General features: G+C 46.4%; 16 protein-coding genes. 8 read left to right on the plus strand and 8 right to left on the minus strand.

Going from position 1 to position 23,745, the window contains the following annotated elements; genetic code table 11:
• The first annotated feature begins 12 nt into the window (after positions 1-12).
• The 5 genes from ACO1PK_RS13070 to ACO1PK_RS13090 all read left to right on the plus strand — a co-directional run bounded on the left by ACO1PK_RS13070 (position 13) and on the right by ACO1PK_RS13090 (position 7,917).
• Complete coding sequence (locus tag ACO1PK_RS13070) at positions 13-744, plus strand: YjbF family lipoprotein (protein WP_423186046.1); 732 nt, start codon at positions 13-15, stop codon at positions 742-744.
• Positions 744-1,556 carry a capsule biosynthesis GfcC family protein gene (locus ACO1PK_RS13075; RefSeq protein WP_423186047.1) on the plus strand — a complete coding sequence of 271 codons (813 nt, stop codon included), beginning with the start codon at positions 744-746 and terminating at the stop codon, positions 1,554-1,556. The genes ACO1PK_RS13070 and ACO1PK_RS13075 overlap by 1 nt, the downstream gene beginning before the upstream one ends.
• Positions 1,556-3,667, plus strand: coding sequence for a YjbH domain-containing protein (locus ACO1PK_RS13080; protein ID WP_423186048.1), 2,112 nt, complete (start codon positions 1,556-1,558; stop codon positions 3,665-3,667). Before ACO1PK_RS13075 ends, ACO1PK_RS13080 begins: the two co-directional genes overlap by 1 nt.
• Before the next feature lie 117 nt (positions 3,668-3,784).
• The gene (locus ACO1PK_RS13085) at positions 3,785-4,084 is read left to right on the plus strand and encodes a DUF6170 family protein (protein WP_423186049.1); all 300 of its coding nucleotides are present in this window, start codon (positions 3,785-3,787) and stop codon (positions 4,082-4,084) included.
• 173 nt (positions 4,085-4,257) lie between these two features.
• A complete protein-coding gene (locus ACO1PK_RS13090; protein WP_423186050.1) occupies positions 4,258-7,917 on the plus strand; it encodes an InlB B-repeat-containing protein in 3,660 nt (1,219 codons plus the stop codon).
• A 104-nt stretch (positions 7,918-8,021) separates the two neighbouring features.
• Here the strand turns inward: ACO1PK_RS13090 and ACO1PK_RS13095 are convergent, their stop codons facing one another.
• Positions 8,022-9,905, minus strand: coding sequence for a propionyl-CoA synthetase (locus ACO1PK_RS13095; RefSeq protein ID WP_423186051.1), 1,884 nt, complete (start codon positions 9,903-9,905; stop codon positions 8,022-8,024).
• Between the two features lie 216 nt (positions 9,906-10,121).
• On the opposite strand from ACO1PK_RS13095, the gene ACO1PK_RS13100 reads away from it, so the two are divergent.
• Positions 10,122-11,987, plus strand: coding sequence for a sensor domain-containing phosphodiesterase (locus tag ACO1PK_RS13100; protein ID WP_423186052.1), 1,866 nt, complete (start codon positions 10,122-10,124; stop codon positions 11,985-11,987).
• Between the two features lie 36 nt (positions 11,988-12,023).
• Here the strand turns inward: ACO1PK_RS13100 and ACO1PK_RS13105 are convergent, their stop codons facing one another.
• The gene (locus ACO1PK_RS13105) at positions 12,024-14,087 is read right to left on the minus strand and encodes a diguanylate cyclase (RefSeq protein WP_423186053.1); all 2,064 of its coding nucleotides are present in this window, start codon (positions 14,085-14,087) and stop codon (positions 12,024-12,026) included.
• A gap of 153 nt (positions 14,088-14,240) precedes the next feature.
• On the opposite strand from ACO1PK_RS13105, the gene ACO1PK_RS13110 reads away from it, so the two are divergent.
• On the plus strand, positions 14,241-15,566 hold the full coding sequence (locus ACO1PK_RS13110) for a hemolysin family protein (RefSeq protein WP_423186054.1): 1,326 nt from the start codon (positions 14,241-14,243) through the stop codon (positions 15,564-15,566).
• Between the two features lie 23 nt (positions 15,567-15,589).
• Here the strand turns inward: ACO1PK_RS13110 and ACO1PK_RS13115 are convergent, their stop codons facing one another.
• From ACO1PK_RS13115 to ACO1PK_RS13125, 3 genes are all read right to left on the minus strand, one after another.
• Positions 15,590-16,174, minus strand: coding sequence for a DUF5610 domain-containing protein (locus ACO1PK_RS13115; RefSeq protein WP_423186055.1), 585 nt, complete (start codon positions 16,172-16,174; stop codon positions 15,590-15,592).
• 150 nt (positions 16,175-16,324) lie between these two features.
• On the minus strand, positions 16,325-17,623 hold the full coding sequence (locus ACO1PK_RS13120; protein ID WP_423186056.1) for an MFS transporter: 1,299 nt from the start codon (positions 17,621-17,623) through the stop codon (positions 16,325-16,327).
• Between the two features lie 238 nt (positions 17,624-17,861).
• Positions 17,862-18,926 (minus strand): alkene reductase, encoded by a 1,065-nt coding sequence (locus ACO1PK_RS13125; RefSeq protein WP_423186057.1) that lies wholly within the window; start codon positions 18,924-18,926, stop codon positions 17,862-17,864.
• Positions 18,927-19,134: 208 nt separating this feature from the next.
• Here ACO1PK_RS13125 and ACO1PK_RS13130 point away from each other — a divergent pair, with 208 nt between their 5' ends.
• Positions 19,135-20,322 (plus strand): MFS transporter, encoded by a 1,188-nt coding sequence (locus ACO1PK_RS13130; protein ID WP_423186058.1) that lies wholly within the window; start codon positions 19,135-19,137, stop codon positions 20,320-20,322.
• Here the strand turns inward: ACO1PK_RS13130 and ACO1PK_RS13135 are convergent.
• The 3 genes from ACO1PK_RS13135 to ACO1PK_RS13145 form a co-directional block, all read right to left on the minus strand.
• Positions 20,278-21,051, minus strand: a complete 774-nt coding sequence (locus ACO1PK_RS13135) for a pseudouridine synthase (protein WP_423186059.1) — start codon at positions 21,049-21,051, stop codon at positions 20,278-20,280. The two genes, ACO1PK_RS13130 and ACO1PK_RS13135, sit on opposite strands and share 45 nt — an antisense overlap.
• A 104-nt stretch (positions 21,052-21,155) precedes the next feature.
• Positions 21,156-21,776, minus strand: a complete 621-nt coding sequence (locus tag ACO1PK_RS13140) for a DUF4136 domain-containing protein (protein ID WP_423186060.1) — start codon at positions 21,774-21,776, stop codon at positions 21,156-21,158.
• Positions 21,777-21,959: 183 nt separating this feature from the next.
• A complete protein-coding gene (locus tag ACO1PK_RS13145) occupies positions 21,960-23,420 on the minus strand; it encodes an OmpP1/FadL family transporter (protein WP_423186061.1) in 1,461 nt (486 codons plus the stop codon).
• Positions 23,421-23,745 lie beyond the last annotated feature (325 nt).

The following is a 23,745-nucleotide window of genomic DNA, read 5'->3' on the forward strand; positions in this document are numbered from 1 at the left end:
AGGTTGTTACTTATGCGCGCTGTTAAGTTAGGTGTAATCACTGCTATTTTGCTGTTATTAACGGCTTGTGCCGGCACTTATCGCTCTTATATTGAGATGTATAAATTTGTATTAAACCCTGCGCAGGATGCGGTGCTTACCTATGAGCAGGTAACTACAACCGGCCACGATTTTTTATATGTGCGTAACGGCGAGCGCCCGCGTGCTGTACTCGGTTTAAGGTTTATTGAGCAACAGCAGCTAAAATGGCTAGCCGGCGATAATGCTATGCTGGTTACCCAGGGCGGCCGCGTGACCAAAACCTTAGGCTTAGAAAACGATTTACTTTATGTTAGTAACCTGATTAGCGATCCTTTGCCGCAAGCGCAAACGGCTGCAGGTTTGGGTATAAATAGCCTTAACAATGCTCGTTGGCTAAGAGCAACCGACTGGCAGTCGGGTGAATATGGTTTAGTGATTGAATCGCGCTTTACGGTGATTCCCAACCAAAGCCTGACTTTTTTTGATCAGGCCATTACCGTGCATAAAGTGATAGAAACCCTCACCGTGCAAGATAAACCCACCTACTGGCGTTTTGACGGTACTTGGCAAAATATCTTTTGGCTAGACGCCGCTACTGGGCGCGTATTACAAAGCCATCAACAGTTAACCCCCGCTGCGCAGCCCATTGAATTAATTTTTATTTCTGAAGTGGCTCGTCAGTTCCAACGCGCCGGTATTCAAATTGCAGCGGAGGCTATTTAATGAGCACTTTTGTTAGTCTAACTTACCGCATGCTGCTTGCTGCTGTTTGTGTGGTGTCCTGTTTTTTTAATCTTGCGTTGTTTTCGAGCGCTATTGCTTCGGCAGTACCTGCGTCAAACACTCAGGCCGCGGTAACAATCCAGTTAAATGAAGCAGAATTTACTTATACTGCTGCGCCACGCTTAAACGAGGTGTTAGCTCCCGTGGCACTGGATCGTCAGTGGTATTGGCCGGCAGCCCAGTTATTTCGGTTGAGTGCTGGCGCAAGCTCTGTAGCGCCAACGGCTGAACAAACGCAACAACAAATCTTAGCAAAGCTGACCGCCTTAATAGCGGATGCCGAGCCAGAATTACAGCAAGCGCTGTATGCGCTTGCTTATGAGATTAAGCAGTGGCAGGTGGCAGAACGCATTATACTGCCCATTGATTATGATTTAGCGCGGATTAATCCGGCTTTTAACCCGCGCTTTGAGCCGGGTAATTATGTGCTAAGGCTAACCGAGCGGCCCGATCAGGTGCGGATTTTTGGTGCTGTAAACAGTAGCCGTAATACTCCGCATATTGGCGCCTTAACGGTTGAGGCCTATTTAGCGGCGGTAAGTTTAAATGCTTATGCCGATACTGGCAAAGTATGGGTAATTCAGCCCGATGGCCACGTTAAAGCAGCCTTAGTGCATGCTGCCGCCAACAACCTGGTGCAGCCAATGCCTGGTGCCATGCTGTTTATTCCTTTTAGTGCCAGCTGGTTTAACAAGGATTTAGCCGAGTTAAATACCTTAGTGTTATCGCTTGCCGTCAATAGGGTTTTATAATGCATTCTTCTTTTCCTATGTTTAAGCTTTCTGCCTTAGCCTTGTTATGTTTGCCTTTGGCGGTAAAAGCGAGTAATCAACCTTATGTTTGGCAGCAAGCCCCTAACGCAACGTCGCAAATGGTGCATGGTGGGGTAGGCCTAATTCAAACCCCCACTGCGCGTATGGCCGATTCTGGCAATCTGTCGTTAAATTACACCGATAATGGCGAGTACCGTTTTTGGTCGGTTAGTTTACAGTTATTCCCTTGGATGGAAGCTACTGCCCGTTATTCAGATGTAAGAACGCGCTTATATAGCGATGACCCCGGTTTTAGTGGTGATCAAACTTACAAAGATAAAGGCTTAGACGTAAAGTTTCGGCTTTGGCAAGAAAGCCAATACCTACCCGAAGTCGCTTTTGGTTTTCGCGATTTTGGTGGCACCGGCTTATTTGAAAGCGAATATGTAGTACTTAATAAACGCTATGGCGCTTTTGATTTTAACCTAGGCATGGGCTGGGGCTACTTAGGTAAGGCCGGTAATACCAAGAACCCGTTTTGTGAAGTTCGCGACAGTTTTTGTACTCGGCCTGGTGGTATTTCAGGTCAAGGTGGCAAGATTGAATATTCGAAATTTTTTAAAGGACCCGCCTCGTTATTTGCAGGGATACAGTATCAAACCCCTTGGCAGCCTTTGGTATTAAAACTGGAGTATGAAGGCAATGATTACATAAATGATTTTGCCGGTACTTTAGTACAAGATAGTCGCCTTAACTTTGGGGCGGCTTATCATTGGAATAATTTTGTCTTCGATTTAAATTATCAGCGCGGCAATACCTTAGGCTTTGGTGTGCATTATGCGTTAAATATGAATACTGTAAGCCAAATAAAAGTAAAACCTGCAATGTTGCCGGTACCAGAAGATCGTTCGGCTAATCCTGATGGTATTAATTTTAATCTTCTGACCCATAACTTGTATTACAACGCCGGCTTTTTACCCAGAGCCATTACGGTGGATAAAGATGAGTTTATTTTGCATGGCCAGCAAATCGCTTATCGGCATGACGAAGAAGCGACTGAGCGTGTAGGGCGAGCTATAGCCGCACAGCTACCGGCTAACATTAATACTATTCGGGTAGTGGAATACCACAGTAATATGCCACAGGTTGAAAAGGTGATTAACGTTGCCGATTTTGCCGACGCGGTAACGCATGCGAAGTTAAATACCGATGTACGTTCTACTTATGTTCGGCAGCAGCCTGATAAAGCGAAGTTAGCCAAAGTTACTACCAATGATATGACCGGCTTTTATACCGGTGTTGAAACCTTTTGGGTGCAGTCTTTTGGTAACCCAGAAGAGTTCTTTATGTATCAAGGTGGGGTTTATATTGGTGCAGGCTATCGCTTTAATAACCAGTTTGGTATTAACAGTACCGCAAAAATTACCTTGCTAGAAAATTTTGATAAGTTCAATTTTACGGTAGACGCTTTTGAAACGCCGTTGCCTCGCGTGCGTACCTTTGTACGCGAATATGTAACTCGCAGTAATTTGGGTGTAGAAAACCTGTATGGCCACTGGCAAAAAGAAATCGCGCCCTCGTTATTTGCGCAGGCCTATGGCGGCTATTTAGAAACCATGTACGGCGGTGCCGGCGCGGAGCTATTGTATCGGCCGGTCGACAGTACTTTATCGTTTGGCGTAGATTTAAACTATGTACGGCAACGCTCGTACGAAAACGACTTTGGCTTCTTTGACTACAAGACCTTTACCGGTCATCTGAACGTGTATTGGCAGCCCAGCTTTTTACCTGATACCCGTTTAACCTTTAATATCGGTCAGTTTTTGGCAAAAGATAAAGGGGTAAATGTCGATTTTGCCAAGCGTTTCGATAGCGGCATGGTAGTGGGGGCTTATGCGGCCATTACTGATGTTTCAGCCGAAGAATACGGTGAGGGTAGTTTTACTAAAGGCTTCTATATCTCGATTCCCTTTGATTTATTCACCATTAAACCTTCGAAAGGGCGTGGGCAAATTCCTTGGGTACCCATTGGACGTGATGGCGGACAGCCACTTAATCGACCCATTAAGCTAATTGATCAAACAGAGATGCGTTCGCCTTTTGTTAACTAAGTTTTGATATCTTGGTGTTTATAAAAACGGAGGCTTTTGCCTCCGTTTTTGCTTTCCTGTTGATCTCGTAATACCATAGCGCGTAAATAAAGAATGTATTCTGTTATGGGCATTGATATGTTGTATTTTAATAGTCAAAGTATTCCTGAATTAGCGGGGCTTAATTTTGCGCAGCGCATGCAAGTATTGCGCACGGCGGCCGATCGTTTACCTGCACCGACTAAAATCTCGTTAAACATTGTTAAGCTGATTATTTTATCGGCATTATTCATTATGATTGCCCGAGCAGACGGCATTGCCATTGTTGGCTATGTGGTGTTACTGGTGGTGGTATACCCATTACTAACCCGGCCGCTGACGTACTATTTATGCCGAAAATCCTTAGCCACCATTCGCAAACAACAATTCCCCACCTAGTTATCCACCCGTCTCCGGTACCGGCCCGACCAGTTTATCCACACGTCTCCGGTACCGGACTGAGCTCCGAGGTCATACCGGTACCGGAGACGTGTTGATAAGTTGTGGTGGCATTAATGGGCGTGGGTGGCTATGTTTATTAGGGTGGGCTTTAACCAAGGTGATGTGTATTTATGAAAACAAAGTTTCTATTGTTTGCTGCTTTGGTTTTGTCTGGGCTTACTGCTTGTGGCGGTGGGGGCGGTGGTTCTGCTGCGCCGCAAACCTTTACTATTCAGATTGGTAATTTCACCGGCGGGCGTATTTCACCGGCTACGATAACGGTTTCTGCAGGGCAAACAGCTACTTTCACGGTTACAGCTGACACTGGATTTGAGCTGGTAAGCGTGAGCGGTTGCGGCGGGACTCTTTCAGGTAATACTTATCGAACTGGGCCGATAGCAACCAATTGTAGCATTACTGCCACCTTTAACCGACTGAGTTATGCTGTATCGGCTGCTGCAGGTAATGGCGGCTCTATCACTCCTGCGCTGGTTAATGTGCAACATGGTGAGACAACCGCTTTTGATGTGACTGCCAATACGGGATTTAGTTTGGCCAGTGTTACTGGATGTGGTGGCACTCTTTCAGGTACGCGCTTTACTACTGCGCCCATTACCTCTGCCTGTTCAGTCAATGCCAGCTTTTCTGCTTTAACCTTTACCGTACAAACCCAAGTGCAGGGTAGTGGCGTAATAACGCCTGCCGAGCAAGTGGCTAATTTTAATCAACAACTCACCTTTACGCTCAAACCGGAAGCAGGTTATACGGTAGCCAGTGCTACCGGCTGTGGTGGTACTTTACAAGGGCTGGAGTATGTTACTGCGCCTATCACGGCGGCTTGTACTGTGAATGTTAGCTTTGAGCCCGCAATGTATACCTTGTCTGCAACCTCAAGCGGTGGTGGTGCTATCACCCCGGCAACCATAACATTAGCTGCTGGTGGCCGTGCTGAGTTTACTTTGCAGCCAGATAATGGTTTTCGTTTCAAACAATTAGACGGCTGTACTGGCTACTTCGAGGATAATAAATTTATCGTTGAAAATGTAACAGCCGATTGCGCCATTGTTGCTCAGTTCAATAATGCAGAAAACATTGAATTTGCCGATGTGCGCTTAGCACAAGCTGTTAGATCGGCATTAGGGCTAAGTGCCTCACAGGCGATCACCGCTGCTCGGGTCGCGCAACTGACTTCACTGAATGCAGCTGGCCGCGATATCGCCCGTTTAGATGGGCTGCAATACGCCACAGCGTTGCAGTTTTTAGATATTTCTAACAATAGAATCAGTAACTTTTCAGTATTGAATTTATTGTCTGCGCAATCGCCGACCAATTTAACGGCGTTGTACATAGGCCGAAACCCTGCCGCGCAGTTACCTGATTTCAGGCAATTTAGTGCGTTACGTAACCTATCGTTGGCAAATTTAGAACTAAGCCGTTTACCGCAGTTGGCCGGTTTAACGCAATTAAACTTCTTGAACATTAGAAACAACCGACTGACAGAGTTAACCGAGTTAACATCACTACCCATAGCGGATTTGTACTTGAATAGTAATCCACTTCCCGATGATGCCTTTAGTGTATTAGCGACCTTGCCCTTAAAAACGCTGCATGTCGATGATACCGACTTTACCTCGGCAGAGCGTATTTCGATGCTCAACCTGTTACAGGATTTTTCCGCTAACTATACTTTATTGAGCAATCTTACTGCCTTACAAGGCCTGAGTAACTTAAGAACCTTATCTATTTATGGCACTCAGGTCTTTGATATCAAACCGTTATTAAGTCTATTCCCAACAAATAATGGCGCTGTGTATCTGGGGGGCTGCCTGAAAACTCAGGGGTTTGCCCGTGCTACGGCTGTAATCACTGAGCTGCAAGGGCGCGGCAACTTTGTGCAAGTATATGATTGGGCAGTGCCTTTTAATACTGGATGCTCTGCAGGTGAGAATTTAATCCAGGATCTCGCTGTTAGCGCTGTTTTGGATAATAACGGCTTGCGTTTAGATTGGTCGCTAAATAGCACTGATGAAGGCCCTTGGCGTTGTGAATTGCACTTCAATTTAGGACAACAACAACCGCGCGTACCTGCAAAGGTATTGGAGAACTGCCACCTGCAACGAAGCTGGTTAATTTCAGATATTAATTTAGATATTGCCGAACCGCATTTAATTATTGATAACGGTTTATTTCGAACCTGGGATAGGGCCGATGCTGGCGTGGTAGTGAACGCTGCAGGATTACCCGATCCCTATTTGCATAGTTCTGATTGGTTACAAATTGTGGTGAAAAATAATCCTTTCTTGGTTCCTAATCGAGAAGCGAAACTGCGGTTACATGTTTTATCATCGACTAATGCTGCTCCTCCGCCAGTGCAAGCGTGGCTGATTGATGCCGGTATCAGAACCCCGCTAGCCGTTGCTGCGCCAGCTCGGCTGCCAACACAAAAACAAGCGGGCAATTTATCTGAGAGTTATTTGATCACATTGCCGGCTGCAGCGGCTAAGTCCGGTATTCAAGTAGCCTATGCTATAGGTGGCCAAGCCGAGCGCCTGATTGAACCGCAATTTGCAGCGGTTAATAGTATTGATTTAACTGTAGTGCCCTTCCAATTGGGGGAAACGATCACCACACCGCCTACAAACAGTTTAATCGAAAACTCTATTTTGACCGTTTGGCCTTTTGCTAGTGTAAACGTAATTAATCGACAGCCTTACCGTCTGACTACTGCACCTGATCAAAATAGTAACTCGACAATGTTGGGCGAGCTGTTTGATTTACGGGCTGCTGAAGGTGGGCGCAGTTTTTATTATGGTTATTACACTCGCGACATGAATAGCGATGGCTTTGCCGGGATGGCGTACCGACCTGGTACCTCGGGTGTTGGCGTAGTGCCTTTTGGCCAGATTGATTATATTTTAAGCCACGAACTTGGGCATAACTTAAATTTACAGCATGCGCCTTGTGGTGATCCCTCTGGCATTGATCCTAATTACCCCTATGCTAATGGCTTAATTGGTACCTGGGGCGTTCCTTTATCTTTTAATAGCTTGTTATCGCCGACTATTTATCGCGATGTGATGAGTTATTGTAATAATGAACACGTGTCGGACTACAACCTAGAGTTAGTACAAGATTACATTACTGAACGACAAGATTCGCCGGCGCTGCATTTGCGGCTGGCGGGTGTCTCGGCAGCGGTTACAACTTCAGCTACGATGGCGCGCAGTTTAGGGGCACAACCTGCGATGTTTTATCGCTTTGAATTAAATGATGCTGCTGTGCCTACTGTGTTACAAGCTATGCAGATAACAAGGTTACCTGAGGCTAGAGTTGCAAGTCGTTTTAGAGTGTTGGCAGAATTTAGCCAAGGTGCACCTTTGCCGATACCTGTTGAAAAGTTAACGTTTGGGCATGGCGATAGCCCTGAGCAAATCAGCTTTGCGGTGCCATTAACGTCAAGTGGTGGCCAATTACTGGCTTGGTCACTATTCGATGGTCAGCGCTTGTTACATCATGAGCAAATGCCACAAGCCAGCGCCACTGCCGCTAACACCTTAGCCGCTTCAGGTATTCGTGTTGAAGAGCGAGCAGGGCAGGTGTGTGTGGTTATTCCAAGTCAGGCTGATGGCGTAAATCTGTTGTTGCAGCAGCAAGACCAGACGATGGTGATGGCCCTTAACGAAAGCACTGGGCAATTCTGTCGCGATACCAGCAACATTCCTAGCGGAGGTAGCTGGCAAGTACAAACCCGACGTGGCTTAGCTGTGCAAAGCCACAGCTTCCCCCGCTAACTTATCCACACGTCTCCGGTACCGGCCCGACCAGTTTATCCACAGCACTCCGGTACCGGACTGAGCTCAGAGGTCTGACCGGTACCGGAGTGCGGTTGGACCAGTTAGGTGAGGCCGTGTTGTTTCATGATCTCTGCTAATTCGGGGAGGCTGGCCGGGTCGTCAATGGTAGACGGGACTTGATACTCTTTGCCTTCGCCTATTTGTCGCAGCAGTTTACGCAAAATTTTCCCCGAACGTGTTTTGGGCAGGCGCGGCACGACTAAAGCGCGTTTGAAGCTGGCAACGGCGCCAATTTCTTGCCTAACCAAGGCGACCAGTTCAGCTTCTATTGCTTTAGGATCGGTTGTTATACCATTTTTAAGTAGCACAAAACCCACTGGCTGCTGGCCTTTAAGCTCATCAGGCAAACCAATCACGCAACATTCTGCCACCGCTGGGTGCGAAGCAATAATTTCTTCCATTTCACCGGTAGATAAACGATGCCCTGCCACATTAATGACATCATCGGTGCGTCCCATTACAAACAAATAGCCGTCTTCATCTAAATAGCCACCGTCGCCAGTAGCATAGTAGCCCGGAAATTGGCTTAAATAGCCCGCGGTGTAGCGTTCAGGATTGCCCCACACCGTGCTTAAACAGCCAGGCGGTAGCGGCAGTTGAATGGCGATATTACCTTGCTCGTTGGCGCCAAGGATTTTGCCTTCGTCATCCAAAATCTGTACGTTATAACCAGGCACAGGCCGCGTGGCTGAACCTGGTTTTGCTGGCAATAATTCCACACCCGCTAAATTCGCGCAGATAGACCAACCAGTTTCGGTTTGCCACCAGTGATCAATCACCGGTTTACCCGCCACTTCACACGCCCAATGATAGGTTGGGGGATCTAAACGCTCACCCGCCATAAAAATATTTTCGAGCTTACTTAAATCGTATTGTTGCAGCAGCTTGGCCTCGGGATCCTCCTTACGAATAGCACGAAAAGCAGTTGGCGCCGCGAAAATAGCTTTAACACCATACTCTGCACAGACACGCCAAAAAGCGCCTGCATCTGGGGTGAACACGGGTTTGCCTTCATACAAAATCGTAGTACAGCCAGCCATTAAGGGCCCGTAAACGATATAAGAGTGTCCAACGACCCAGCCGACATCCGAGGCAGCCCAGAACACGTCGCCCGGATCCATATTGTAAATCGCCTTCATACTATAAGTCAGTGCAACGGCATGACCACCATTATCACGCACCACGCCTTTGGGTTTGCCGGTTGTACCAGAGGTATACAGAATATACAGCGGATCGGTACTTTTAACTGCGACGGGAGCGGCTGGCTCTGCCACGGCCATTGCCGCTTGCCAGTCTAAATCGCGTTCTGCTTGCATTGTGGCGGCCAGTTGCGGACGCTGAAAAATAATGCAGCGATCAGGTTGGTGGCTGGCTTTTTCCAGCGCGCTATCTAGCAAAGGTTTATAGGCAATCACCCGATTAACTTCGATACCACAAGAGGCGCTAATCACCACTTTTGGGGTGGCATCGTCAATCCGCACCGCCAATTCGTGTGGCGCAAAGCCGCCAAAGACCACCGAGTGCACAGCGCCCAGTCTGGCGGTGGCTAACATGGCAATGGCAGCCTCTGGGATCATCGGCATGTAAATAACTACCCGATCGCCCTTGCTTACACCCTGTGCTTGTAATACGCCCGCAAAACGGGCCACGGCATCACGTAAGGCTAAATAACTAAAGCGTTGTTTGGTATTGGTAACTGGCGAATCATAGATCAGCGCGCATTGTTCACCACGACCTTGTTCAATATGATAATCCAGCGCCAAGTAGCAGCTATTCAGTTCACCATCGGCAAACCATTGATATTGGCCGTCGTGGTTACTGAGGATCTGGCTAGGCTGTTTAAACCAGCCAAGCTTATTGGCTTTACTGGCCCAAAAGTCAGCGGGGCCGCTAACGGAAGCCTGATATTCTTGTAGGTAAGACATTGTTGTTGTCCTTATCGGTTTTATGGTTATTTGCCTACTGTACAAAACTTTTCACTGAATAAAACTTAGACCAAAGGCTAGTTCTTGCAACAGCTGCTGCCGATACCTTGCATTACACTTTTTTTACCAGGTTATTTATTGAGCTTTTGCAACTTCAGCCATTAGCAGATAGACTGTTTTTATTGTTCTTTTTCCTCATGTGAAAGCGAGGCGCCTTTGTCATCGGCTTTTCCAGACGAGTTAGCGTTTTTTAATCTGGTTGCAGATCTCTCAAGCGAGTTTGCGCAGGCTTCTGGCGTAGAAATTGATCTCGTTATTGAGCAAGCGCTGGCTAAAATAGGCCAGTTTTATGCCGCAGACCGCTGTTATCTGTTTCGCTTCTCGGATGATTTAAGCTTAGCCAGTAACACACACGAGTGGTGTGCTATGGGGGTGTCGGCACAAATGCCCCATTTACAACAACTAAAATCAGCTGATTTTGGTGATTGGTTTGTTAATTGGCATCAAGGGAACCCTAGCATCATAAACGATGTGTCTGCTTTTCCTGCCGCGTCACCCGAATATCAGCTGTTAGCAGCGCAAGACATTAAATCACTGATTATGTTGCCGATTCGCAGTAAATCTCGGCTTATTGGTATGTTTGGGATAGATATTGTTCGTTCGACGATACAGTGGCCTGCCGAGCATATCGCCGGCTTACAATTGGTGGCAGGTAACATCTGCGGTGCCTTAATGCGCCAACAAATAGAACGGCAAACCGAACAGCTTACCTTCTTTGATCCGCTAACTGGCTTAGCGAATCGTCAACTTATGCTTAAACGTATCGCGCAAGCCCAGCTGCACAGTAGCCGTTGCCAGCAGTACGCGGCGTTATTGTTTGTAGATATTGACGACTTTAAAACGTTAAATGATAGCTTAGGCTATAACATGGGCGATAAAGTATTGACCCTTGTTGCCGGCGAGTTATCCGCAGCGATACCTTATGGCGACACGGTAGGGCGCTTAAACGCCGATGAGTTTTTGATTTTGATTGAAATGTTAGATTCTGACGAGGCTAAGGCGGTAAAAGCGGTAACCAATTTAGTTGAGCGCCTGCAACTTAGGGTTGCCGATAATGTTGCATTAAAACAAGTCCGTCCTAAAAATACCTTGAGTATTGGTGCAACCTTATTTCAAGGCGATAGTACAGATGTCGATGTGCTGATTACCCAAGCCGATATGGCCATGTATCAAGTTAAGCAAAATACGGGTAATGGCTTAGTGTTTTTTGACGCCCAACTGCAACAGCAAGCCAAGCGACGAATTCTGTTAGCGCTAGAGTTACGTGATGCGATAGCGGAACAGCAATTTGAGCTATTTTACCAACCGCAATTGGTGCATCCTGGCATCGTGGTAGGTGCTGAAAGCTTGGTACGCTGGCGGCATCCCACGCGTGGCTTACTCGGGCCCAGCGACTTTTTAGATTTTGCCGAAGAAAGCGGCTTAATTCTCGCCATAGGCGAAATTGTTTTACGCCTAGCCTGTCAACAACTGGCTGTATGGCAAAGCAATGTCGCAACGGCGCGCTTAGAGTTGTCGGTCAATATCAGTGCTCAGCAATTTCGTCAGCGCGATTTTGTGGCAATGATCCAGCACATTCTGGCCGAGACTGCAGCCGATGCAACCACCTTAAAATTAGAGCTTACCGAAAGTATGCTGGTGGATGATTTTGCTAATGTTGTCGATAAAATGCGACAACTGCAGCAGCTGGGGATCCGTTTTTCATTGGATGATTTTGGTACCGGCTATTCTTCTTTGGTCTATTTAAAGCGCTTACCCTTGTATCAGCTAAAAATTGATCGCGGTTTTGTCGAGGACTTACTAAGTGACGAGAACGAACAGGCTATTGTTAGAACCATTATTTTGCTTGGGCAAACCCTAGGATTAGAAGTTTTGGCTGAAGGGGTGGAGTCTGCTGGGCAGCTAAATGCCTTGCTTAAGTTAGGTTGTTATCATTATCAAGGCTACTTTTTTGCTAAACCCTTACCTGTAAAAGACTTTGAGCAATTTTTACAGCAACACAATAATAAAATGTTTCGTTGAGTCTAGGGCTGAACTTTGGCAGCTATTGTTCTAGGTTTAGCCATTAACTACGTGATATTGAATCTGTTTCTCACGAATCGCGCCATTTAAATCTGATTGTAAATGTGGCTCTGCTTGTGCAAAGGGCACGGTTAAGCCATCGATAGCGGTAATTTGGTTGCGGCCATTAACCTTGCTTAAATAAAGAGCCATATCCGCAATTTGCAATACTCGCTCCCAGTTTAGTTGCTGTTCAGCGACACCGGCAAAAGGTAAATTGATAAAACCACCGCTAATGGTTACGTCAATACTTTTGCCTTCGTACATAATACTGGTTGCACTGATAGTCGTTAAAATACGCTGACACAAAGCGTCGATTGCTGCGCAGCTTGAACTATCTAGCACCATTAAAAATTCTTCGCCCCCCCAACGAATCAGCATTTCGTCATTTTTGACCAGCATATTAAGTCGATGACTGATTTCAATTAAGACTTTATCTCCAGCCGCATGGCCGTAGTTATCATTTATTTGCTTAAAGAAATCGATATCCAAAATCAATAAGCCGCAAGCTGACTTTTCTTCAGAGGCATGTCGAGCAGCCATTTTTTCTTGCATGGCCCGACGATTTAATAAACCGGTCAGTGGATCGCGCAACGATTGGAACTCCAGTTGCTTATTAACTTCTTTTAGTTTTTTATTGGTTTTTCTTACTTTTCGATACAGATTAATCAATAAAGCAGAAGCGATCAGCATAATTACTACAAAGAGTAAGGTGATAGTTTGCTGTAATTTTCGGTTCTTTAATAATTCTTCTTGCAGACTATTTTGTTGTTGCAAAATAGTGATCTGCTGATTTTGCGATTTTAAATCATACCTTGCTTGTAGCGTTTGAGTGTTTTTTTCGCGCTCTGCCGCCATGATTTCTTCACGTAGCTGCATTTGTTGCTCTAAAGTAGCGGCTTGCATTTTAAAATCACCCATGGCTTTGTAAGCTTTGGCAAGCCAACCCAGAATATCTTCCATTTCAGGTTTGTAATTTCGTTTCTGATAAAAGGTCAGCGTATCTAGCATTTGCGCGATACCCGCTTCGTGCTCACCTGCTAACACTTGGGCATAGCCAATATTAAATTTCAGTAATTGAATATTTTCTTCATCGCTTAGGGCTTCTGCTTCTTGCAGTGCTTGCTGAAATATCTCATTCGCTTTGGCAATTTCGCCATGTTCAATGTAAATGCTGCCTAAATTATTCATAAAGGTAATAGCAAGGTTTTGCTGTTTATTTTTGCGAGACAGTATTAACCCGCGCTGGTAAATATCTGCGGCGGCAGTAAAATCTTGCTGTGCGGCCAACACAAAGCCTAGGGTGATATAAATATCGGGTAATAAACTTTCGGCGTTATTACGTTTAGTTTCCTCATAGAGCTTTTCAAGCAGGTCTTTGGCTGCAGGCCAATTTTTTTGTTCAGCATAAACCTGCGCCATTTGCTGACTTAAATAGGCGCGGCGGATAAATTGTCTGGAATCTGAGGTGGTAGAAAGAGCATCAAGCGCAAGATCATAATGTTTTAGTGCCTTATCATACTGACTATCGATGCGAAATAACCTACCCAGCAATGCATTTACCCAATAGCGAATGCGGGGATTGCTGATATCACTGATGACTGCTTGAATTTCTTCTGCTTTTAAATACGCTTGGTTAAGGCGATTTTGAATAACATCTACCTCAAGCTCTGCTGCTTGAATTTCAATCCGCGCATTTAACGGCAAATTAGCCGTTTTAAACTGCTGCAGTTTGGTAAGGATCTGCTCTGTCGCTTGGGTATCATTGGCGTATAAGGCATTAAAAAGTTGATATGTAATGGCGCGGACTTTGGTTTCAACTGGCGTTTGTTGTTGCATCGCTGCCAGTACAGCAGCAAGCTGCTGACTAGCGGCCTGTGGATCGGTAAGTTGCAATGCCAGGATGTCATCCAGTTGTTGTTCTAGCGCGGGATCTGTCTGCAGTAAACTGTCTACAACAACAATTTGGCCGTCGGCATGCTCATCAGCCTTTATCTCAGAAGATAAAACCAACAGGCCGCATAGGCTACAGATCAGCAAATAAGTTGTGGGTTTGCGCATGCAGTGCCATTTTTATTTTTATCTATTATTAGAGTAGTTTTAACTAAGTTTTTGAAGAAAGTCTACTTTGTAAAAAAATTTACTTACGGATCAGGTATAATAATTCAGGTTTAAGTCTAACACTTAAACAGGATAGACCCTATTGGATACATTATGAGTGCTTTAGAATATTTAATTATTATGCTGGTACTGGTGGCTGCCAGTTCGTTTTTTTCGGTATCAGAAATTTCATTAGCCGCTTCGCGCAAGATGCGCTTGCGTTTAATGGCCACTGAAGGCGATGCACGTGCCGAAAAGGTACTGTTACTGCAAGAGCATCCTGGTAATTTTTTTACGGTGGTACAAATTGGTTTAAATGCCGTGGCGATTTTGGGCGGTATTTTAGGTGAATCGGCGTTTACGCCTTATTTTGCGGCACTGTTAGCATTGGTTACGGATGCGTATTGGGTTGATGCTGCCGCTTTTACCCTATCGGTGTTCTTTGTCACTTCTTTATTTATCTTGTTTGCCGATTTAATGCCAAAGCGCTTGGCGATGATTTCACCAGAAAAAATTGCCATTCGTATTGTTGGCCCTATGTTGTTTTTGATTACGATACTAAAACCTTTTGTTTGGTTGTTTAATGGTTTGGCGAACTTATTTTTTAGCTTATTTAACGTGCCGACCATGCGCAAAGACGATATAACGCCCGATGATATTATGGCAATGATGGATGCAGGGGCGCAGGCAGGTGTATTACAAGAGCATGAGCATCAGTTGTTAGAAAATGTGTTCGATATGGAATCGCGCACCGTAACTTCCGCCATGACAGCCCGCGAGAGTTTGATCTTTTTTACCAAAGATGAATCACCAGAAAATATAAAATTAAAATTGGCCGCGCATCCACATGCGAAGTTTTTAGTGTGTGACAAAGTATTAGACAGCGTGGTCGGCTATGTCGATACCCGTGATATTCTGATGCAGGTATTACATGATCAGCCTATTTCGTTAACCAAGGAAGGCGTAGTGCGTTCGCCGCTGATTATTCCAGATACGTTATCTTTATACGAAGTGTTAGAGCACTTTAAATCGGCGGGTATCGACTTTGCGATCATCCTCAATGAATACGCGCTGGTGGTTGGCATTATCACTTTAAAAGATGTGATGAGCATTGTGATGGGCGAGCTGGTGAGTTCGGAAGAGGAACAAATCGTCGCGCGTGATGCTAACTCTTGGTTAGCCGAAGGCCTAACCCCTTTAGCCGATGTGATGCGGGTTTTGGATATTGATAGCTTTCCCGATGCCGAAAACTACGAAACCATTGCCGGTTTTATGATGTACAGCTTACGTAAGATCCCCAAGCGTACCGACTTTGTGCTGCATGCTGGCTATAAATTTGAAGTGGTTGATATCGACAGTTACAAAATCGACCAGTTATTAGTCACCCGTGTTGAGCCTTTGGGGATAGAGCTACCCAAAGATAGAGGAACATCTGGCTAAGCAAGCATTCCCCCGAAGCATTGCTAAGGTGCTGTTTTCGGGGGGATCTCGGCTTCGTTTTTATCTGCGGCCGGTTTAAAGCTTTCACGCATTTTTTCTTGGAAGCTTTGTAAGCCTTGCATCACCAGTTCGAAGGTTTTGCCAACCCCAGTTTCGACTTCACCTTCAAATACCTTTAAACCAGTTAAAATCGCTTTGGCATCGTCAAAGCCTTGATTAATCCCTTTGCCTATTACTGCCATAAAATCAGTTAACTGTTGTTCTTGGTCTGTAGCGGGCTTTTGTTGCTGATAAATCTTGAACAGGCTAGTCGCAAAGCCGACAATGCGCTCCGCTGTGGCTTCTGGTGAAGTATCTATGCCAGCGTTGTAAACTTGTTGGGAGGCATTTTTACCAAAAACAGGCTCCAGCTCCTTGTTGATGCCTTCTAAGGCGGTTTTATACAGTAAGCCAAGTGCATTGTTGCCACTTTGCAGGGCGACCTTTTCACTAGCCTGTAACAGGGCCGCATTTTGTTGTGCTTTGCTTTGTTTAAGCACTGCAGTATCTATTTTTTCTGGATTGTTTCGACTCACATTGGTCGGCATATCGAACTTGATACTGGTCATTTTGTCGCTCCGCACGAAGTTAGCCTTAACAGCTTATCGGCATAAGCTTAGTCGACTTGAGGCATTTATGGTCTTAATACTCAGAATTTCGCTTGGTATGGTCAAAAAAAAGCTGACCAAGGCAGTCAGCTATTTTTAATCGTCGCTATGTTAGCGGATCACGGCAGGCGGATTGTCGTCGCGCCAAAGTAAAAAAGCAAAAACTAAACCAATAAACACCAGGCCGGTATAGAACCACATACCCGCTGCATAGCCTGCCACATTATCGGCACCGGCGTTGTTCATCGCATTTAGTTTTGTGACGACTAAGGGCACGATAGACCAACCTACTTGCTGACAGAGCGTCATCGTGGCGTAAGCGGTACCTAAGCGTCTGGCATCAACCGCATAGGCCACCGAAGGCCAGAGTGCTGCGGGCACCAATGAAAAGACACAGCCCAGCAGTAACATGATGACTAACAGCGTTAATGGAATCGCATTGCCAAATAACATAATGGGCACGCCAGGTGGTAAATAGGTTATGGCCAAAAACATTGGCAGCATCAGTAAGCAGCCTAAGGTCATAAATAACCCGCGTTTGCCCACTTTATCAATCAATAATCCGAATAGCGGAGTCGCAACAATGGCGGAAATCATCATCATGCTATTTAACAAACCCGATGCTTCATGCGTCAAACCATGAGCTTGTTCGAAATAATTAATAGCAAAGGAGCGGAAAGGGAAAATAGTGGCATAAAACACCACACAGAGCGCGACGATAAACCAGTAGCGCTGATTAAAGTGAAATAACTCACGTAATTTCAGCTTGTCGGTTGCTGCGGCCACGCTTAAATTAAAACGTCCTTCACAGCGTTTTTCCATTGACCAATATAACAGGGCTGCTGTAACCGAAATGCCTGCAAAAGCCGTAGCAAGCCATAAAGGATCTTGCCAGTTACTGTATAGCGGGCTAGCAAAGTTAGTGGACCAATCTGCCGAGGCTGAGCCAAAGCGTGATATCGACAGGTTAATGCCAAAGGCTAAACTTAATTCTTTGCCATTAAACCATTTCGCTAAGATGGTAGTCGCGGCCACAATTAACGGTTCTGAGCCTAAACCTACTATAAAGCGTCCAGTGGCCATCACTTCGTAGATTGGACTAATCGCGGTCACCACTGCGCCGATAAAGCAAATGCTGGCAAAGAGTGCCAGCGCTGTTTTAGTACCAAAGCGGTCGATAATGATCCCGCCAATCAATAAGGCACCAATGGCACCAAAGTTATATACCGAAATTAAAAAGCCGATTTGCTGCTCGCTGTAATTCAAATCTGACTTTAATAGACTGACTACAGGGCCTAGTGAGTCATAAACATAGTAGTTACCAAACATCGCCAAACTAACAAAGATTAAGATTGTCCAGCGCGTGACAGACGGAGGAGGGGGCAAAGCCCGCAAGGTGGTTTCAGACATAACAGGGTTTTTCTCGTTATTATTTGCGTAAGTGTGCGCAGCGTGGTTATTTTGCAATGATCACTCTAACCGAGCCGTTAACTTACTGCAAGCTAGCCAGCCGCCACCACTTATCCACCGGTGTCGGAGACGGTGCTGAAAATGTGGTTAAGTTATGCACAGGTGTCGGAGTTGGTACCGGAGACGGCTGAAAAACTGTGGGTAACGCCGAGGCGTTATCCACAGGTGTCGGAGACGTTTAGGGGTGAGTGGGGTAGTCGGTGTAACCTTGAGCGTCGTGGCTGTAGTAGGTGGCCATGTCGGCGCTGGCCAGTGGTAGGTTTTCTTGAAAACGTCTTACCAAGTCAGGGTTGGCAATAAAAGCGCTACCAAAAGCGACGGCGTCGGCTTGCTGTTGGCTAATCACTTGATTAGCTTCGGCTGCCGAATAGCCCATATTTACCAGCAGGTTGCCTTTGTAGTGTGCACGCGCCACGCTGACTACATCGCCATGTTGTAAACCCGCAAAATCAGCCCGCATTAGGTGTAAGTAAGCCAGCTGCAGTGGGCTTAACACTTCAGCTAAGTAACGCACCAAGGCCAATGGATTACTGTCTTTGCCACTGTTAAAGCTGTTAAGTGGTGATAAGCGTAAGCCAACACGATCGCTGCCCCACACTTCAATCACCGCGGCTAATACTTCTAGCAAAAAGCGCGCGCGGTTCTCCATATTACCACCGTAGCGATCGGTGCGCTGATTAATGCCATCACGTAAAAATTGGTCTATTAAATAGCCATTTGCACCATGCACTTCCACGCCATCAAAGCCGGCCTGCTTGGCATAAATAGCCGCTTGACGAAACTCAGCCACCACAGCAGCGACTTCAGCGGTCGACAGCACCCGTGGTGCGGTATAGGCTTGTTTACCTTCTGGTGTATGGGTATAGCCATCAATGGCGTTGCCACTTGAAGATACTGGCACTTTGCCGTTATTTAAATAGGGATGGCAAGCGCGACCACCATGCCATAGTTGCAAGAAAATTTTGCCGTCTTTGGCATGCACCGCTTGTGTGACTTGCCGCCACGCATTGGCATGCGCTGCTGAATAAATACCTGGCTCACGATAAAACGCTGAGTTGCCTTCACTGACCATGGTGGCTTCGGCAATCAATAACCCGGCACTGGCGCGCTGGGCATAATGTTCTGCCATTAGCGCAGTGGCATAGTGCTCAGTAGTGGCACGACAGCGCGTGAGCGGCGCCATGATAATACGGTTTTTTAAGCTAACCGCGCCTAATTGCAGTGGCGAAAATAAGTTTTGCATAGGATCCCTTAAAAGGTCATTAAGAACACTGCTCTGATATAGGGGCGCTTACTTAGCTTATCTAGTGCAATTAATGGCAGAGTTTTTTCGATTTTTTAGAATGTTTTTGCCCTAGCTCAAGCTTTTGTGCAGCTTCTCTTTCAGCTTACTGCGCCTGTCAGCGCTTTCAGGTAAAATACTCGCAGGAATACACTTTTAGGTTTTCGGTGTGATTGACTATAAATCTACCGCGTTTTATCGCAGTGCGTTTGCGCTGTGTTTTGCTGCTGTGGCCGTGTTTGCCAATTTGCATTTAATGCAGCCGCTGTTACCCGAACTCAGTCGACAGTTTGCTTTATCACCGCTTGTTGTGAGTACCAGCTATACCATTGGTACCCTCTGTTTAGGCTTATCCTTATTGGTGTATGCCTCGTTATCTGATGCCTGGGGGCGAAAAAAATTACTGTTACTAACCTTAATGGGGATGACTGTCAGCACCTTTATGCTGCTCTGGGTGGAGAGTTTTAGTAGCTTGTTATTTTGGCGCGCCCTACAAGGTTGTTTTTTAGGTGGCTTACCGGCAATTGCGATTGCTTGGATGGGGGAAGAATATGCTAAGCCTGCGCTGGTCACTGCTGTTGGTTATTACATTAGTGCTAATTCGCTAGGCGGCATTTCGGGGCGTTTATTGGCAGGCGGCTTAGCCGATTTAGGGCATTGGCAGTGGGTATTTTGGCCAATGACCTTATTAGGGGTGTTAAGCTGCTACTTTATTTGGCGTTTTTTACCGGCTGCTACCCAGTTTCAAGCCAAGCCCTTTCGCTTAAAGCAGGCCTTATCCGATAACTGGTTTCATTTGCGCCAACCGTTATTGTTATTGACCTATTTAATTGGTGGTTTAAATTTTTTAGTGTTTTTGAACCAATACACCTACATCAGCTTTGTCTTGGCCGATACGCCGTTTAACTTAAGCAGCAGCTTAATTGGTTTACTGTTTATTACCTATCTTACTGGCACCTTAGGTTCGGCATTGTCCAGTCGTATTGCACAGCGCCTCTCGACACCAGGCGCGATGGCGTTGGGCATTGTGGTGATGATGCTCGGCTCAGCCGTGACCTTATTGCCCTCTCTGTGGCTTATTGTAGCGGGCTTTTTTATCAGTGCTTTTGGCTTCTTTTTATGTCACTCCCTTGCCAGCAGTTGGGTAAGCCAGCATGCCACGCGGGCCAAAGCCAGCGCCAGTGCGCTTTATCTGGTGTTTTATTATGTGGGCGCGAGTAGTGGCGGGCTTTACTTACAGCCGTTTTGGCAAGCGGCAAATTGGACAGGGATCGTGGTAGGCTCTGTGGTTATGTACTTGGTTACCTTGCTGTTATGCTGTTGGCTCTGGCGCTTGCAACACAAAAAGTTGGGTTAATTCGGCTGTAGTGAGCGGTCGATAGTCGCCCGCGGCTAATTCACCTAAGGTAACACTGCCAATGGCAATGCGGCACAAATCCAACACCTGAAAGCCCAGCGCACGACACATATAGCGGATCTGCCGATGTTGACCTTCGGTTAGGGTGATCTCAAGTTCCCGCTCGCCGACACGATGTGCAGTACATGGCTTGGCTTGATAGTGATGCGGGCCAACTTGCCACTGAATACCCGCACGAAAAGCCTGACTGATCTCAGCAGGTATCGGCTTATCTAAGGTAACCCGATAGCGCTTTTGATGGGCATAGCTGGGATGTAACAAGCGCTGAGCAAAAGCACCATCGTTAGTCAGTAGCAACATGCCACGCGAATCTTTATCTAAACGACCTACCGCAAAAACCCGTTCAGGCAATTGCTTTAGCAGCTGCGCGATACTCGCAGGATCCGCGGGTTTGTTGTTGCAGTCAATGCCCACAGGTTTATGATACAGCCAATACGCTAAGGCTTTCACTGCCGCTAAGGTCTTTCCCGCAACTTCAATATGATCCTCTGCGCTTACTGTCATTATGTGCGAGGCAAGCTGACCATTAACAGTAACTTGCCCTGCACTGATTAAACGACTGGCTTCTTTACGTGAGCAAAGACCACTTTGTGCCAGACGTTTTGCTAAACGGATTGGCTCTGCAGTCGATTGCTGCGCTGTCATCAAATTGACATCATTACCGGACATAGTAAGGAGGTTTTTCCTTCCTCAAGTGTTCACATTTATTTAGTGAAAGGGGGCGTTAGCCCCCATTTTTTCGATTCTTTGCTGTCGCTGTTAGCAACTAAGCGTTATTTTGCCGCTGTACTTGCTAAGCGGGTAGGATAGCTCTGGTAAATAATGCCAACGGCTTCGTTAATAGCTTGCTCAGGCTGCTGTAACGCTTTTTTGTTAAGTTTACCTTCCAACATGCCTTGCCAAATTAAGCGATTCGCTGCTGCATCCACTACGTCAATGAGTAAGGAGCCGACTTGGTAGCGGTGCGTTTCAACTTCTCCATACAGCGGCATCCCTAAGTGAAACGCCGAGTTACGCCCAAAAAAGCCATAGCTGGCGTTAATACGAAAAGGCGAAGTGCGGATATCTTCCCGCGTTTCTGTATTTGTGGAGTAATTAACCAACAGTTCTGCAGATTCAGGGGCATAACGGTAACCCAGTGCCGTCATTTCGCGGCTAATAGCAGCTTTGATATGCTGGTCAACCAAAGGATCATAGGTTGGTGCGGCTGTCGCCTCTGCAGTTTCTGAGGGTTCAGCTTTTACGGTTTGATAAAAAGCAAAGGTTTGGTATTGCTTAAAATTGGTCTCTTTGTCGAAATCAATTTTTGCTTGTTTCGGGCTAGTGCAGGCTGCCAGCGTAATCAGTAGGGCAGATACTAAGGATATGTTTTTAAGTGATTTTAACGAAAACATCTGACACCTCGGTTTAGAAAGAAATCGGCTAAGGGCTTAAGTCTAACGTAAATATTTACGCTTACCTAGGCCTTTCCGTTTGGCTTAATTGTTTCTTAAGGCGCCACAGGGACGGAAGTGATTGAAGTATAGCGTGGGTAAACTGAACGCCCGCTGAGGTAACAGCAGCGGGCGAGATACTACTTAGAATTTACGATTATACTGCAGCGCAATAACATGAGCGCTATGCGAATAGCTCGCTTGCACATTGGCAAAGTTTAACCTGTTACCTGCCACACCGTATTCTGCTTCGTTAATGCTCACGTCATCCATAAACATATAACCATAAGCCACATCAAAGCTGCTTAATGGGCTTAAGGCTTTGGTGAAACCTGCGCTTAACCAAACCCGATCCGAGGTTGGAATACGCGCGGTTTTACGGGCTTTGCTGATGGGGTTTTCATCATAGGCGATGCCGGCACGTAAGGTTAAGTCAGGCTGGTACTGGTAGGTTGCGCCGACTGATACTGACCATGCATCGTGCCAATATTGTGGAATATAGCCAATATAGCCTGCTTCGCCTAACGCTGGGCCTGTGCTAATTGAAATCGAGGGTGAGCTATCATCACTCAAAATATCAATGCTTTGGAATTTGCTCCAACCTGTCCACAGCACACTGGCTTGTAAAGACAGTTGTTGGCTTACTTGCTGATCAATAGCAAAGCTCAAGGTGGCGGGCGTGGTGAGATCAAGTTTACTTTTCTCTACCAATAAATCACGCGAAGCCAGTTTGCCGGTGTTGGTATCTAGTAGCGGTAAGTTTGGCGAAATCGCAACCAAGCCAGGCGTGTTTCCTGCAGTCGCGGCAGTGATCGGCGTATTGGTAATTTCCGAATCGCCTTTTAGCGTGTAGCGCACCGCCGAATGGTAAACCAGCGCTAACTTTGTGCCTTGCAGGGGCTCAGCATGCAAACTTAAGGTGTAACCCCAGCTAATATCATGGCCTGACACTTCGTAGTGGCTGTCGCAGAAAGCGGCATTGTAAACATCACGGCCAACCAATTGATTAATGCCGGTACCAAGTTCACACAGGCCAGCGTGATCTTTGTATTTGGAGAGTAAGCCTTCAGCGCGGTTTAAACTGACCGCTGCACCTACCGAGAGCCAGTCTGTTAATTTGTAACCGATAGCCGGTTGCAGGCTTAAGACTTTTACCGCTGTTTCGTCGGCAAAATAACGGCCGGCCCAGTCTTGTTGGTAGTTTGACGACAAGCCAAAGGGCACGTAAAAGCCCAAGCCCCAAGTTATATCTTCACTTAATTGTTGTGAGTAAAATGCAAAGGGCACCAACTCGGTTAATAAGGCTTTGCCGCTATCACGACCAGCAACTTGCTCTCCTCGGGCATTTAGCGCGGTGACATCGGAATAGTTGGTGCGAGCATGGATCAGGTTTAAACCGCCTGAGAAATGTTCGCCTGTTAAGTGCACCATCGCCGCAGGGTTAGAGTAGACCAGCGTGGCATCAGTAATTTGCGCACCGCGCCCAGCATAGGCATTACCCATACTGCTTACCGATTGTTCTAACAGTTTATACCCTTCGGCTTGCGCGGTTTGACTGGTTAATGCCAGCAGAATTGCGGCAGCGAGAGTGGTTCTTTTAAGCATGTTCTGTACACCTTGTTGAAACAAAGTCGCACAGTATAATGCGTTCCTTAATTAGAGTATACACTCTAACGTCCCCGGTGCCGGCCAGACCTCCGAGGTCAAACCGCACTCCGGTACCGGTAGGAGCTCGGAGGTCTGGCTGGTACCGGAGTGCGGTTGGACCAGTTGTTGGCTAAAATGTGGTGATTTTGACTATTTTTTGGTGTTTCATTTGTCGCAGATTGTAACAATTTTCGGCTAAGTAATTGATATTAAAATTCATTAATTTTTGGCATAGTGAGTGCAATCTCAGGCAATCGACCATCGCCTTAAGTAAAGGAATATA

The organism is Alishewanella sp. d11 (assembly GCF_049390205.1).
Lineage (GTDB): Bacteria > Pseudomonadota > Gammaproteobacteria > Enterobacterales > Alteromonadaceae > Alishewanella.